Origin of the sequence: Flavobacterium sp. HBTb2-11-1, assembly GCF_009826975.1 — a bacterium.
GTDB lineage: Bacteria > Bacteroidota > Bacteroidia > Flavobacteriales > Flavobacteriaceae > Flavobacterium.
This window is the reverse complement of the sequence record NZ_WUMO01000002.1, coordinates 564,825-578,858: the sequence shown is the minus strand read 5'-3', so window position 1 is coordinate 578,858 and position 14,034 is coordinate 564,825. Positions and strand designations below refer to the sequence as shown.

Genomic DNA, 14,034 nt, shown 5'->3' with positions numbered 1-14,034 from the left:
TTTGCAGAAATGCAAACGTCTTTTCATTTTATAAAATATTAGTACTGATGATTGTTAAATGTTAATATTATTTTGATAAGTCGCAGTTTAATTAAGATTTTTCACATAAGATTTATCTTAAAATTGTATTGTTAATTTAAAAAGAGAGGAATGAGTAATAAATATAAATTCTCGATTTTAAGAGAAGAAGTTGAAGTAGAGGATTTTTATGAAGACAAAACTCATGAAAAGATAAAAAACTCATTATTGAATTTAATAAAAAATGAAAAAGAAGGAATTAATATTGGGTTATCTGGGCCATGGGGATCAGGGAAATCAACAATAATTAATTTATTGAAAAAAGAAAAAGATTTTGTTTTTTTTTATTTTGACGCTTGGGCACATGAAGGAGATCCGCTCAGAAGAATTTTTCTTGAAAGTTTTATTAATTGCATTAAAGATATAGAATCTGACACAGAAGTTGTCAAAAAATTAGAAGATAAAAGAGTAATTATTTCTGGTGAGAAGAGGACAAAAACGACTAATGTTTTTAGAACAGTAACTAAACTTGGTCTTTTTCTAACAGTTTCAACTCTCATATTGAGTATAGGCTTGGCTTTGCTATCTTCAGTTGATTACAATAACATAACTATTGAAAATACAGGTTCAATAAATAAAGCACTTTGTTTTGGAATAGTTTTTTCTCTGTCTCCTTTTTTGGTTTTGTTTGGGAATCTAATTGTTTTGCTTTGTACAAATAAAAAAGGCGGGAAACTAGAGGATTGGTCATTTATACAAAATAATTCAAGTGAAACAATTGTCGAAGATGTTAGTCTTGATTATGAAAGAAGCTCTATCGAGTTTGAAAAATACTTCAAGGAAATTCTTGAAATATTTAATTCGGTTGCAAAAAGAAAAGTAGTAATTGTTCTTGATAATTTAGACAGAGTAGAGGCTGATTTGTCTTTAAAAATTTGGTCAACCTTACAGACTTTTATTCAGCATAAAAATCCTAACTCAAAAGATTATACGCTTTTTAAACATATTTTTACTCTAATACCTTATGATGAAGAGAGTTTAATGAAAATTTGGGAAAGCAATGTAGAAGATGGAAAAGGTGGAAAAGAAATTGATAATGCTTTTGCAAAATCTTTTTTCGATAAAAGTTTTCAAGTAAGAATAGATGTTCCGAGACCAATTGTTTCAAATTGGTTAGGTTTTATTGATAAAATGATCGAAAAAGCTTTTATAAATTGGTCAGAAGAAGATAAGAAGGTAATTAAAGAAGTAATTGAGAAAACGCGTAAAAACATTTTAGATAATCCTAAACCGCGAGAGATAAAGATTTATTTAAATCAAGTAGGTTTTTTGAAAAATCATTACGGAGAGGATATTTCTACTAAGAGTATAGCTCTCTATAGCTTTAAAAGATACTTACAGGGAAAGTCAAACGATGAAATCGCTAATTATTTAATTAAAAGAGAGGAAATACCTAAAGAGGAAATAAATTTGATTGAAGATGAAACAATTCAAGAAATTTCAGCAATTGTTTATGGAGTGAAAAAAGATAAAGGAGCACAAATATTACTGACACCAAGAATTATTTCGGCTCTTACTAAAAACAAGCCCGAAGAGTTAAAAGAATTGGTATTTAATTATGAAAATGTTTTTTGGACAATTTTTAAAAAAATTATATTAGATACAAATCAATTTAGTGAATATCTGAAATATAGTACTCCTATTAATGATTGTTTTGAAGAAGTTAATGGAGAAATATACACCAACTATATAAGTTTGTTAGAAAAATATTTAGTTAAAAATGAAGAGTATAATTTTTCATTAGATTTCGATTTTTGTAATAATATGAAAAGTGCTTCTACATTATTGGCTAAATATGATCGAAGAGAAAGAATAGTTACTTTATGGAACTTTTTTATAGAAATATACTTAAATCAAGAAAATAAAAAGGAAAGTCAAAATATAAATAATTTAGGGTTAAATGAAATATTTATCGATACATTAAATCATATTTTTGAAAGTAGTGATCGTATGCTTGTAAATAGGAAATTAAACGTGAGTTTTGAAAGTTGGAGAAATATGAATGTTCAAAGTCAATTCTCAAACATCTCGCTTTTAATTCATCCATCAGATGAATTATTAAAACAAATTATTGAGCTTATTGGAGAAGGGATACAAATAGAAGAAGAAGAATTTTTAATAATAAATAATTGTATAAATTCAGAAGTGGATATTAGGTTAATTATTGAACCATTGAATAAGCATTTGATGTGGAATAATGGCATGCAAAGTGGAACGGTATTTACCTTTGAATCAATAAAATTATTTGAAAATCTTTATTATAAATTTATTGGTGATTATGATTTTGACGTTTTTTTTAAAAGTTATTATTTGTACAATGTTGCTTATCATGTAAGCTCTAGTAATAGTTTGGTAGTTCAAATTATGTCTACACTTTGTAGTATTTTTTATAAAGAAAATTTATTTAATATTGAAAACTTTGTTCCGCAAAACCACTCTAGTGCAAATAGCTTCATCTTAGACATAAAAAATTATTGGTCAGTGTCAAGTAAGAACAATGCAGAATTTACTTATAATAAATACAGAGAAAATCATTTGCTTAATAATATATGGTTATTGTCACATGACAAAAGGAATATTTTGTGTTATGACATAATTGATTTATTATTAAAAAATGATGATAATAAAGAATTTGAGATTGAAAATCCATTTTTTATTCTCTGTGATATTGCATGTAATTCTCCGTCAGGTTATAATAGTATTAGTGGAATTATTATAAAATTTTTAGAAAACTCAAATCTAAAAGAAGAATTAATTACAGCAGAGGATTTGAGTTTGACAGTAAATAATTATGTTCTATATGAAATCTTAAAAACTGATAATTCAGAAGAATTGTACGATAAATTAGAAATTGAAATAAGAAAGCTTAATAGGGAAGATTTTGTCAAATCACTTCAAGACGGTAATAATTATTTATTTGATATACTTTTTAAATTGAAAGAAAAAAACAATCATCTGTCTTTAGGAATTGTTTTAAATGATGCTCTTTACGAATTTGTGCAAAGCATATCAATTGGTAGTAGTTTTACAATTAGTGAGTTTATAAAAGAAGATTGGGATGATATTGTTAAATTGCTAGATGATGTAAATATTGATAATTTTTCGCAACGAATTACAAAATTATTAAAAGAAAGAAGAGAAAACTTGAATGATATTTTCTTTGAAATAAATAATTCTTTTATTGACAAATCTTTTTTTACATCGCTAATTAATGATGATATTATCAATGTTAGGTTAGAAATCCAAACAGCTCTTAGTAGTGCAGTTGATATTAAAAATCTAAAATACATTGAAAATTTGTTAAAATTTGAAAACAATAAGGCAATAAAATTTGGTAACGGTTTCAAAGAATTAATAAAAGATTCTACACTTATTTTACTAGATAGTGAGGATGAAAATGTTAAGAAAATTGCAGATGTTATTGCTAAAAGGTTTTCAATTAAAAAGAAGTAGATTTAATTCTTTTACAATATTAATAAACAGTAGTAATTTTTATTGTGTAAAACAAAACCCTCAATCTTTTAAAGAACTGAGGGTTTTAATTTTTTTCAAAAAAAGACTTACTCCAAATCCAGATAAGGATCTAAAATTTCGGCTAGTTCATTAAGCCAATAGAAGCTGTCTCCAAGTTTGGCAGCGTTTAGCTGAATGTTTTCTTGATCGTTTAGAACGCCCAATGCGAGGGTTAGATTTACCTGTCTTATGGCTCTCGCCATATCGAGTGGGTCAATTCTGTCGTTGAAGAAATTCATTAGACCGATTTCGGCTTCTTTTGAAAGGGTTTTGGTACTCATAACTCTGTAATTTAGGAAATATAAAACCCATGTAGCTTAGGTGTCCTACGCTTACAGAAGCGTTACGGTTGTTTCCAATGCCGCCACCATACCACATGGGCAAGAAGTTTTTTAAGTATCATAATTCTGTAATTTAGGAAGCGCAAATATATTAAAAAAGAAGTTGGTTTAATAGTATAAAAAGTAGTATAATTCTTAAATTTTATTTGTAAATCACAAACACAAAGTCTTCTTAAAAAACTAACAATAAAAAAGAGCAACTCAGTACCTTAGCATCTCAGTACCTTAGAAACTAGAAAACATGACCATTCAGCAGTTAAAATATATAGTCGCTTTAGACGAAGAACGGCATTTTGCAAGAGCTGCCGAAGTTTGTATGGTAACGCAGCCCGGACTTACCATTCAGTTAAAAAATCTGGAAGAAGAAATCGGAATTAAGATTTTTGATCGAAATAAAGTGCCGTTGACACCAACCGTTTTAGGAATTGAAATTATCAATAAAGCCAAAAAGATACTTCGTGAAGTTGATGAAATTCGTGATTTTGTGATCAACGAAAAAAATCTGCTGGAAGGAGAGTTGAAACTTGGCATTATTTCAACTTTATCGCCTTATCTGATTCCGCTGTTTATTCAGGCAATGAAAGAAGCGGCGCCAAAAGTGCATTTTATTATTAAAGAAGGCTATACGGGACATTTAATGCGCGATTTGGAAACGGGTGCAATAGACGTTGCGATTATGGCTACGCCAACAGGAAATCCGAATTTAATAGAACATGTTGTTTTTAAAGAACCGTTTGTTGCTTATTTAAATCAGACGCATCCTATGGCGAATGAAGAATTTTACGAAATGCAGCCCGGCGACAAAACCGAGTTGTTATTATTGCATCATGAATATTGCTACAACGCACAATTGCTCGATATCTGCGGATTAAAAACATCCGATAAAATAAAGGAACAATTTACGTACGATATTAATTCGATAGAAACCTTAAAAAATCTAGTTCGAGCCCATTTAGGATTTGCGATTATCCCTAAACTTTCTACCTTAAACGAATCGGGCGGACTTTTTAAACCTTTCAAAGAACCTGTTCCCGTAAGAGAAATAAGTTTGGTAGTTTCCGATTCCTTCTCCAAGAAATTATTGCTGGAGAAAATGAATGAAGCCATTTGGAACTGCCTTCCCGAATCGCTCAAAAAAGATTTCAGTTACAGAAAAATCCGCTGGAACGATTCGCCATATTTTATTAAAGCGGTTAGCAAAAGTTAAAAATTCCAATACAAAAAATTCCAAATTCCATTACTGTATAGCTTGGAATTTGGAATTTCTCCCCAATTCATTGGAATTTAGGATTTTAAAGTATTGGAATTTACTTTAGTAAAGATGCATCAACAATCACATTCGCCACTTTCTCTGGCTGAGAAATAAACACCACGTGACTTCCTTTAATCTCAGTGATTTTTGTGTTAGAGCGTTTGTACATCGCGTGCTGAATACTCGGAACAATACTTTTATCCTCAGTCGCTAAGATTCCGTAAGAAGGTTTAGCTCTCCAAGCGGCTTTAGTTATCGGTGTTAAAAAACCTTGCGCATGAAAAGCACCTTGCGAAGCATACATAAAATCGGCTTGTTCTTTGCTCAAATCTCCTGCAAAACCAGCGTGAAATTTAGCTTTGTCATAATACGCAATTCCTTTTTCGTCTGGAGGCAATACACCATTTTCTGGAGCTGGAGGAGCAGTTTGCAACCATTGAACAGAATTTTCGCCATTATCTGGCTGTAAAGCCGCTACGTAAACCAAAGCCGCTACTTTTGGGTGATTTCCAGCTTCAGTAATTACGGTTCCTCCCCAAGAATGTCCAACCAAAATTGTTGGTCCGTCTTGTTTGTCCAAAGCTAAGTTTGTAGCTTGAACATCATCTTCCAAAGAACTCAACGGATTCTGAACGATGGTTACATTATAGCCTTTTTTTGTCAAAACCTTGTATAATCCTTGCCATCCAGAACCATCTGCAAAGGCACCGTGAACTAATACGACATTTTTAATTTTTGGAGCTGTTTTTTGTGCGTTTACCTGAACTGATGTAAGTAATAAACTAAAGATTATTGCTGCGAATGCTAAATAGCTTTTATATAATGTTTTCATTTTATTTTAGATTTTAGATTGTTGAATAGAAATTCCAATTTTGAAATTCCAAATTCCAATTTTCCACCGAGAGTTGGAATTTGGAATTTTTGTATTGGAATTTAATTAAGTGTAACTGATAAAGTAATCTCCGTATTTAGCAATTTAGAAATAGGACAAATCTCTTTTGCTTTTTGAGCGGTTTGCTGAAAATCTTCTTCAGAAATTCCAGGAACTTTTCCTGTAAGTTCTAAAGCAATTAAAGTGATAGTTCCGTCTTCAAAAGTTACTTTAGCCGTTGTGTCTAAATCTTCTGGAACAAAACCAGCTTCAGACAGTAAAAAGCTCAACTGCATGGTAAAACAGCCAGAATGTGCCGCTGCGATTAACTCCTCAGGGTTGGTTCCAACACCTTGCTCAAAACGAGTTTTAAAAGACAATTGTGCATTGTCTAAAGTGGTGCTTTGTGTACTAATGGTTCCTTTTCCTTCCATTCCTGTACCTTTCCAGTTTGCGTTTGCTCTTCTTGTAAATTTCATGATTTCTATTTTTTTAAGTTATTTTTTAAGATGTTCAAATCATTTCTTTGATTTTGATGAGACAAAGGTATAGGGAAGGTATTTATTAATCAAATTAATAATTTTTAGTAGTTATAAAAATAATTTATAATTTCTTTGATTGGAGTAGATAAACTAGTTTAAATTTCTAGAAGTATTTGATTTTTTTTTACAAAGTATGGTTTTCCGTAAAAATGAAGAATTTGAAAATTTTAGATTTGAAACAACACTAAAATAGAACAGGTATAATTACTTAATGATTGATTAATAATTATTTGATATTTTTGATTAAGATAATTTATAAAAAATGAAAATATTATATATAGATAATTTTAGAGGTTTTGAATCAACATTTTTATCATTTGAAGATGTAAACTTTTTTGTAGGTGAAAATAGCACTGGAAAGACATCTATTTTAAAACTTCTTGGGATAATTTCCTCTCAAGGATTCTGGAATTATCAATATTTCAATACAGATGAAATTAATTTCGATTCTTTTAGTGAGATTATTACGCTTAATAGTTCAAAAGAGTTTTTTGATATAGGTATTTTGGAATCTACAAATGATAATAGTTTTTCAGCAATGAAATTAAGATTTATTGAAAAAGATAATATGCCGTCTTTGAAAGAATTATCTCTTTTAAATAATGAAATTAATATGCAAATTACAATTGATGGAGATTTTTTGAAATATAGATTTGAATTGTTGACAATCAAATATATAACTGAAGATTTTTTTAACACGTGGATAAGTAATAACGGCTTAAATAATTATCCTTTTTTACGAAACGAATTTGATTTTTTAGGAATTCGATCAATCTTGTTTCATGTACAATCATTTATAAATAGTCAATTAAAAAGTGAAGGGAAAGATATTTTATTAAAAGTTTCAATACCATCATTTTTAACAAATTTTGCATGGACAGCACCCATCCGTGCAACACCTTTAAAAACTTATGACAGTTATGCTTTGTCATTTAAACCAGATGGTACGCATACTCCTTATGTTTTAAAAGAGATTTTAGATAATGAAAAAGATGAATTTGGAGTTAGAAGGATTTTAACAAAATTTGGACTTGACAGTGGGATATTTGACAATATAATTATTAATAAGTTAGGAAGTGGAAAAAATAAAAATGATGCTTTTGAAATTATAATTATGTTAAATGGGAAATCATTGAATATAACAAATGTAGGATACGGAGTTTCTCAAATATTGCCATTACTTGTTGAAGTAATTGCGAGACCAGATGATACTTGGTTTGCAATACAACAACCTGAAATCCATTTGCATCCAAGAGCACAAGCAGCTCTCGGAGATTTTATATTTAAATCAAAATTTATAGATAAACAAAAGTTTATAATTGAAACTCATAGTGATTATATTATTGATAGGTATAGAATAAGAATAAACAAAGAACATCGAAGTAAAGATTCAAAATTGGAAAGCTCAAAAAGTCAAGTTGTTTTTTTTATGAGAAATGAAAAGGGAAATAGGTTACAAACTATTAAAATAAACTCCGATGGGTCTTATTCTGATGATCAACCTGCAGAATTTAGAGATTTTTTTATAAATGAACAATTTGAATTAATTACTATTTGATATGTGTATAATTATTGATACTAATGTATTGGTTAGTGTATTTGAGAATAAATCTGATAATCATCATGATTTTTTGCCTGTACATGATTGGATTTCAAAAGGAAAAGGAAAAGTTGTATATGGAGGTACAAAATATATTGATGAAATAGGCGCAAAATACCGAGCTTTTTTTATTGAACTGAGAAGAGCTAAAAAGGCTATTTACATTGATAATGAAAAAGTGGATGAACAAGAGAAAATAGCTTCTTCAAAAATTCAACATAAGGATTTTGATGATCAACATTTGGTGGGACTTTTAGTAGAGTCAAAATGTAAATTGATATGTTCTCTGGACGAAAGAGCCTATCAATTTTTTACATCATCTAAATTTTTTTCACCGTCATCTCAAAAGCCTAAAATTTATAGCAATAAAGCGAATAGAAAAATTTTGAAAGATAATAATATAGCAGAAGTTTGTAAACCATGTTCAGCTTCTACAAACGCACAAAAAAAGATTTTTGATAAATTAAACTCTAATTAGATATAAATTATGGGAAGTACAGGTAGTGGGTCTTTTAGTGATTATTCTAGAAGAAAGCCGATTAGTAAAGAAGAAAAGAATGGAGGGTCAAGTGATATAGATAAGTGTTCACTTGCTTTCAGTACCTCGCTTGAGGAAATTGGGAGATGTTTTTATTTTATGAATTTTTCAAATATTCCACCAGTAGGAACTTCAATAGTTATAGTTTTTAATGGGATTCGTTTAGTTGCTGAAACATTACTAGGGGAAGAAGTAGGATATTTGCCAACAAGATATAATTACTTAAAATTCTGCATTGACAGTGGCTTTTCATATAGTGGGGTTGTTGTTGATTCTAATCTAAAACCGACTCCTTTTGTAAAAATTGATGTTACTCCATGATTGAAATAGAACCAAAAATATGTTTAGTTGGAGATATTGTGATTGATGTTTCTCTTAAGAATGAATCATCAGATTTAAAAATGCGCTTAGGTGGAATAATTCACGCAGCTAGATGTTTATGGGCTCTAAATATACCATTTTCGGTTGCATATTTTGCACCATCATATTTGGATGTACAGATAAATGAATATTTAAAGCATCATGGTTGTATAGAAATTATAAAGATTGGAAATATTATTGGAGCTCCTTATGTTTTTCTAATAGAAGAAGTAAAAGAGAGTGGTTCACAAGGTTACGAGTTTTTATTACGTGATGAAATAAATATAGAGTACAATATTTTAGGATTAAAAAAATTAGAAGAAAATAAGGTATCTAATTACTTATTAATATCTGGAAATTATGATTTAGAGAAAATTATAAAAAACCTTAATGGTAAAATTCATCTAGATATAGCAAATAATATTAATGACATTTCTTTTTTTGAAGGCCTGACAAAAAAAATTGAAACATTGTTTATTTCTACCTCTTCATCTATTTTTAAAAAATTATATCAGAATGACTTTTTAGTATTTTCGAACAAGTTTAAAACTATAGCAGAAAAATTGATTTTAAAAGAAAATCGGGGAGGAAGTAGAGGAATTAATTTGAAAGAAAATTTATTGATAAATGTTCCTGCACAAACACAGCCAATCTTACATTCTGTAGGAGTAGGCGATGTATATGATGCTACCTATGTTAGTGTATACAATGAAAAATCTTTTGAAGAATCATTATTTTTATCTTCTTGGATTGCAACTGAATATGCAACAACAACTTATCCAGATGATTTTAAATTAGGAGTAACAAGAATATTAAGTTCAAAAATATCTGACTTAATAACTATGGAAGGTGTTTCTCTAAATTGGGAGAAAAGAGAAAAGATAAATATTTATATTGCGGCTCCCGATTTTGATTTTGTGAACACCAATGAAATAGATCGTTTAGTCAATGCGTTAGAATACCATAATTTTAAGCCACGTAGACCAATAAAAGAGAACGGGCAAATGGAAAAAGAAGCTTCGAAATCTAGAAGACAAGAGCTCTTTAGTAAAGATATGATTTTGCTGGATGATTGTTCAATTTTAGTAGCAGTACTTCTTTATAATGATCCAGGAACACTAATTGAAATTGGATTATCAGCCGCTAAGAACATTCCAACAATTGTATATGATCCATATTCTATAGCTACTAATTGTATGCTAACAGAATTACCTTGTTTGATATCTAGTGATTTAGACGAGATTATAAGTGAAGTTTTTATTAAAGGTTCAAAAATAAAATTCGATGAATAAAAAAAATGGAGTTCTTTTAGCGTCAGGTGGCTTGGATTCAACTACAATGGCGTTTTGGTTAATTAATCAACATATTGAATTTGTTCCTTTGTTTATTAATTATGGACAACATTGTGCCGAAACTGAGTATGAGACTTTAAAAAAAGTTTTGCCTCCTTCGTATGTTGATAAAATAGAAGTAATTGATATTTCGAGTATTTATAAACACTCTAAATCAAAATTTATTAGCCCCGCAAATCTTTGGGAAGAAGAAATTGTAGCAGATGATTTATATATTCCTTACAGAAATGTTTTATTATTGACAATTGGTGCTACTTTTGCACAAACTTTAGGTTTGTCAAATTTGTATTCGGCATTTATTAATAGTAACCATGCTAAGGAGATTGATTGTTCTAATGAATTTTTTGAAAAGATGGAAGGCATGTTGAGTGATTACGGTTCTGTAAAAATTAATATGCCATTTCGTTACTACTCAAAATATGAAGTTGCAAAGATTGGTATTGAACTTGGGGCTACAATTGGAAACACGTTTTCATGTCAAGCTTCTCCAATTGTCCCATGTGGTGCTTGTCCAAATTGCGTTGATAGACTTGATGCGTTAAGACGTATTGAACAAGATTTTAATTAAAAGAAGAAACATGAATTTTGCAAGGGAAGCAAGAAAACTAGCTGATTTTATAAGTGATTTAGAGGATGACTTTATATTGTATTCTTATGAAAATGATTATAATTATACTCATATTGGAGCATTACTTACTAATATAATTTTGCAAGCGGGCTTAAACTATAATACTGTTGTAAAACCTCGGGTAGAAAAAGTTTTATTACAATATCCCAATCATAATACTACCAGCAAATTCCAGGAATTAATAAATAGTGATGGGCTAGAAAATATTATTAATTGGAAGCATCATACAAAGCTAAACAGAATGTATGATTTTGTTGATTTTTTAATGGGTAATAACATTAATACTTGTTTTGATTTAAAAGAATATTTATTGAGTTATGAAAATCAGAAGGAAGTTTTAAATCTAGAAGGCATTGGTCCTAAAACAGTAGATTATTTGCTAAAATTATTAAATTTTGATGTCGTTGCTGTAGATAGACATATTTATAATTTTGTTGAGATGGCTGAAGTTGAAATTAAAGGATATGACTACACTAAAAAGACAGTAGAATATGCTGCAGATTTCTTAGATATTCCTCGAAAAGTATTAGACTATAGCATATGGAGCTATATGTCAAATAAAGATTTTACGAAAAGTAATAAGGAAAGTCAACTTATGTTAGAATTTTAAAAAATCGCTGAAAAACAAAACCCTCAATCTCCAAAAAGACCAAGGGTTTTAATTTTTCAAAGAAAGAACCTTTTTACTCCAAATCCAGATAAGGATCTAAAATTTCGGCTAGTTCATTGAGCCAATAGAAGCTGTCTCCAAGTTTGGCAGCGTTGGTCTGAATGTTTTCCTGATCGTTTAGAACGCCCAATGCGAGGGTTAGATTTACCTGTCTTATGGCTCTGGCCATATCGAGTGGGTCAATTCTGTCGTTGAAGAAATTCATTAAACCGATTTCGGCTTCTTTTGAAAGGGTTTTGGTACTCATAACTTTACTTTAAGGAAATATAAAACCCACGTGACTTAGGTGTCCTACGCTGTAAAGTTGAGCGTTGCGGTTGTTTCCAATACCGCCACCATACCACATGGGCAAACTTTTTTTCTGAGATCATAACTTTACTTTTAGGACTGCAAATATATTAAAAAAGAAGTTGTTTTGATATTATAAAAAGTAGTATAATTCTTAAATTTTAATTTATGGAAAATACGGATAGAATCGACATTATTTTACATTAGGTTCTCCCGCAAACGCGAGCGTCAAGCGAGCGTATTTGAAACTTAATTTATTCGGTCGCATAATTTTTGAGCTCACGAGCGGGACGCTCGCGGAGCAGGAGTAACTTTTGGAATTATCATTTTGACGTTTTTAGATTATACTTTTTCGCTATTTCATTTTTAACATCTTCAATATTGTATTCAAAAAAATAATTATCTGCCATATTATATTCTAAATTTTCATTTTCAATTATCTTACCTCTTCTTATATATTGATTTTTTTTCCAGTTTAAAATGTAAAATTTTGCAAAGAACTTTGTTGTCATATCTTTTTCTGTGTCGTCTATAAGATAAAGATGAATGATTTCTTTTTTTTCTATTTCTATTAAGATTGGTCTACTTTTTTTTAAATATACGACTGTCTTCGTATAGTCTCCACGCGATCCAATTTCTCTAGAAAACTCTAGTTTTTCAATAATTTTAGTTGAAGATTTATAATCTATTTTTTCGATGAACTTATTTTCTAATGCGTTTTGTCCTTTACAATTGATTATAAAGCCCAAAGCTTTAAATAAGTAAAATATACTTTTCATGAGTTTTTAAATTATATATTAGCTTTTCCCTCATGCTGGCGCGAGCGTCTCGCTCGTGCCGATTTAGGTAAAATTGATTTACATTGCGTTCACGAGCGGGACGCTCGCACTAGCAGGGGGATTCAAAAAAGCCCCAATTCAAATCTAAATAAAACGTATTTTATTCTTTTATTGTTCAAATCTATTTTGAACAATAATTAGGTAATAAATCACGAGAGGTTAAATAAATTGTGTCAGACTCTAAACAATATTCTATATTGTTTATTTTAATATAATTATAGCAGAAAAAATCACCTTTGTTCTTACCATATTTTTGTCTGAAGCCTTGGCGTCTAAAATCAGAAATTTTTACTGTTTTATCTCTCAATTTAATTAATAATGTATCTGTTTTTAATATTTTATCTTCTAAACAATATGACAAGTTGTTTTTTGACAATGAATCTATTTTATGGTATCTAATCATTTTTTTTAAACCTTCTTTTTGAATGATTAGTATTTTAAGATTTTCATTTACTTGAGAGTTGGAAAATTTAATAACTATATTGTTAGAACTTACAAATTTGCTGTTTTCGCATTTATTATAATTAATATAATCAGAAGCAGTAAAGTAAACGAATCGAAAAATGAAAAATGTAAATGTTAGTACCAAAAAAAACAATATAACCTTCTTCATTTTATTTAGCTTTAATATATCCATTGTAATTATTCATAAAATGATTCGATGTTATTGTTTTTCTTAAGTATCTTGATGGACCAAAAGGATCAGTTCCCCACGAGTATACATTAAAATCTATCTCATTACTTTTTTATAATTTTTCCAAGATTTGTTGGAATTTCAATATTTAAAGGTGCATTTTTGTTGTCTATATTTTGTCCATTTATCACTAATGATGATATATTATTCATTATAGTAAGGCTTTCACAACAGTAGAATACTGTATCTATTTTATTTTCAACTCCTGTAATTCTATATTCAAGACTATCATCTATTATCAATCGTATATCATAGTTTATTTTACCTCTATAAAAACATTAGGTGTAAATATTCTTTGGCTATTATTTTCACAGCCCCCAATATTAAAAACGGAATCACTTTTAATTAGGATTTTAAATTTAGAATCCTTCACATAACTTTGGTAAACATTTTTTTTTGGACATTTTGATGAATTCCATTCTTTCAAATAAATTCCCCAAAATGAACTATTATCTTTTACATATTTAG

14 protein-coding genes are annotated in these 14,034 nt (G+C 29.2%); 8 read left to right on the top strand and 6 right to left on the bottom strand.

Features of this window, described 5'->3' with window-relative positions; translation table 11 throughout:
- Window positions 1-150: 150 nt before the first annotated feature.
- On the top strand, window positions 151-3,531 hold the full coding sequence (locus GR162_RS07465) for a P-loop NTPase fold protein (RefSeq protein ID WP_160781593.1): 3,381 nt from the start codon (window positions 151-153) through the stop codon (window positions 3,529-3,531).
- Between the two features lie 107 nt (window positions 3,532-3,638).
- Here GR162_RS07465 and GR162_RS07460 read toward each other — a convergent pair whose 3' ends face one another.
- Window positions 3,639-3,872 (bottom strand): hypothetical protein, encoded by a 234-nt coding sequence (locus GR162_RS07460; protein ID WP_095931884.1) that lies wholly within the window; start codon window positions 3,870-3,872, stop codon window positions 3,639-3,641.
- A 301-nt stretch (window positions 3,873-4,173) separates the two neighbouring features.
- Here GR162_RS07460 and GR162_RS07455 point away from each other — a divergent pair, with 301 nt between their 5' ends.
- A complete protein-coding gene (locus GR162_RS07455) occupies window positions 4,174-5,139 on the top strand; it encodes a hydrogen peroxide-inducible genes activator (protein WP_160781592.1) in 966 nt (321 codons plus the stop codon).
- A gap of 100 nt (window positions 5,140-5,239) precedes the next feature.
- Here the strand turns inward: GR162_RS07455 and GR162_RS07450 are convergent, their stop codons facing one another.
- On the bottom strand, window positions 5,240-6,016 hold the full coding sequence (locus GR162_RS07450) for an alpha/beta hydrolase (RefSeq protein ID WP_160781591.1): 777 nt from the start codon (window positions 6,014-6,016) through the stop codon (window positions 5,240-5,242).
- 101 nt (window positions 6,017-6,117) lie between these two features.
- Window positions 6,118-6,534, bottom strand: coding sequence for an OsmC family protein (locus tag GR162_RS07445; RefSeq protein ID WP_091132395.1), 417 nt, complete (start codon window positions 6,532-6,534; stop codon window positions 6,118-6,120).
- Between the two features lie 325 nt (window positions 6,535-6,859).
- Here GR162_RS07445 and GR162_RS07440 point away from each other — a divergent pair, with 325 nt between their 5' ends.
- Genes GR162_RS07440 through GR162_RS07415 form a run of 6 tightly spaced genes read left to right on the top strand, consistent with a single transcriptional unit; the run spans window position 6,860 to window position 11,685 of the window.
- Window positions 6,860-8,155, top strand: a complete 1,296-nt coding sequence (locus tag GR162_RS07440; RefSeq protein ID WP_160781590.1) for an AAA family ATPase — start codon at window positions 6,860-6,862, stop codon at window positions 8,153-8,155.
- A gap of 1 nt (window position 8,156) precedes the next feature.
- The gene (locus GR162_RS07435; RefSeq protein ID WP_160781589.1) at window positions 8,157-8,675 is read left to right on the top strand and encodes a PIN domain-containing protein; all 519 of its coding nucleotides are present in this window, start codon (window positions 8,157-8,159) and stop codon (window positions 8,673-8,675) included.
- Window positions 8,676-8,684: 9 nt separating this feature from the next.
- A complete protein-coding gene (locus GR162_RS07430) occupies window positions 8,685-9,056 on the top strand; it encodes a hypothetical protein (RefSeq protein WP_160781588.1) in 372 nt (123 codons plus the stop codon).
- Entirely contained in the window at window positions 9,053-10,387 is a 1,335-nt protein-coding gene (locus tag GR162_RS07425; protein WP_160781587.1) for a nucleoside 2-deoxyribosyltransferase, read from the top strand. The genes GR162_RS07430 and GR162_RS07425 overlap by 4 nt, the downstream gene beginning before the upstream one ends.
- Window positions 10,380-11,015: a 7-cyano-7-deazaguanine synthase gene (locus tag GR162_RS07420; RefSeq protein WP_160781586.1), complete on the top strand. Its 636-nt coding sequence runs from the start codon at window positions 10,380-10,382 to the stop codon at window positions 11,013-11,015. The genes GR162_RS07425 and GR162_RS07420 overlap by 8 nt, the downstream gene beginning before the upstream one ends.
- A 10-nt stretch (window positions 11,016-11,025) precedes the next feature.
- Complete coding sequence (locus GR162_RS07415) at window positions 11,026-11,685, top strand: hypothetical protein (RefSeq protein ID WP_160781585.1); 660 nt, start codon at window positions 11,026-11,028, stop codon at window positions 11,683-11,685.
- 73 nt (window positions 11,686-11,758) lie between these two features.
- Here the strand turns inward: GR162_RS07415 and GR162_RS07410 are convergent, their stop codons facing one another.
- The 3 genes from GR162_RS07410 to GR162_RS07400 form a co-directional block, all read right to left on the bottom strand.
- Entirely contained in the window at window positions 11,759-11,992 is a 234-nt protein-coding gene (locus GR162_RS07410; RefSeq protein WP_111424686.1) for a hypothetical protein, read from the bottom strand.
- 364 nt (window positions 11,993-12,356) lie between these two features.
- Window positions 12,357-12,812, bottom strand: coding sequence for a hypothetical protein (locus GR162_RS07405; protein ID WP_160781584.1), 456 nt, complete (start codon window positions 12,810-12,812; stop codon window positions 12,357-12,359).
- Between the two features lie 181 nt (window positions 12,813-12,993).
- Window positions 12,994-13,485 carry a hypothetical protein gene (locus tag GR162_RS07400; RefSeq protein ID WP_160781583.1) on the bottom strand — a complete coding sequence of 164 codons (492 nt, stop codon included), beginning with the start codon at window positions 13,483-13,485 and terminating at the stop codon, window positions 12,994-12,996.
- Window positions 13,486-14,034 lie beyond the last annotated feature (549 nt).

Coding starts and splice junctions, on each gene's coding strand:
- GR162_RS07465 (WP_160781593.1), top strand. CDS start 151: ATGAGTAATAAATATAAATTCTCGATTTTAAGAGAAGAAGTTGAAGTA.
- GR162_RS07460 (WP_095931884.1), bottom strand. CDS start 3,872: ATGAGTACCAAAACCCTTTCAAAAGAAGCCGAAATCGGTCTAATGAAT.
- GR162_RS07455 (WP_160781592.1), top strand. CDS start 4,174: ATGACCATTCAGCAGTTAAAATATATAGTCGCTTTAGACGAAGAACGG.
- GR162_RS07450 (WP_160781591.1), bottom strand. CDS start 6,016: ATGAAAACATTATATAAAAGCTATTTAGCATTCGCAGCAATAATCTTT.
- GR162_RS07445 (WP_091132395.1), bottom strand. CDS start 6,534: ATGAAATTTACAAGAAGAGCAAACGCAAACTGGAAAGGTACAGGAATG.
- GR162_RS07440 (WP_160781590.1), top strand. CDS start 6,860: ATGAAAATATTATATATAGATAATTTTAGAGGTTTTGAATCAACATTT.
- GR162_RS07435 (WP_160781589.1), top strand. CDS start 8,157: ATGTGTATAATTATTGATACTAATGTATTGGTTAGTGTATTTGAGAAT.
- GR162_RS07430 (WP_160781588.1), top strand. CDS start 8,685: ATGGGAAGTACAGGTAGTGGGTCTTTTAGTGATTATTCTAGAAGAAAG.
- GR162_RS07425 (WP_160781587.1), top strand. CDS start 9,053: ATGATTGAAATAGAACCAAAAATATGTTTAGTTGGAGATATTGTGATT.
- GR162_RS07420 (WP_160781586.1), top strand. CDS start 10,380: ATGAATAAAAAAAATGGAGTTCTTTTAGCGTCAGGTGGCTTGGATTCA.
- GR162_RS07415 (WP_160781585.1), top strand. CDS start 11,026: ATGAATTTTGCAAGGGAAGCAAGAAAACTAGCTGATTTTATAAGTGAT.
- GR162_RS07410 (WP_111424686.1), bottom strand. CDS start 11,992: ATGAGTACCAAAACCCTTTCAAAAGAAGCCGAAATCGGTTTAATGAAT.
- GR162_RS07405 (WP_160781584.1), bottom strand. CDS start 12,812: ATGAAAAGTATATTTTACTTATTTAAAGCTTTGGGCTTTATAATCAAT.
- GR162_RS07400 (WP_160781583.1), bottom strand. CDS start 13,485: ATGAAGAAGGTTATATTGTTTTTTTTGGTACTAACATTTACATTTTTC.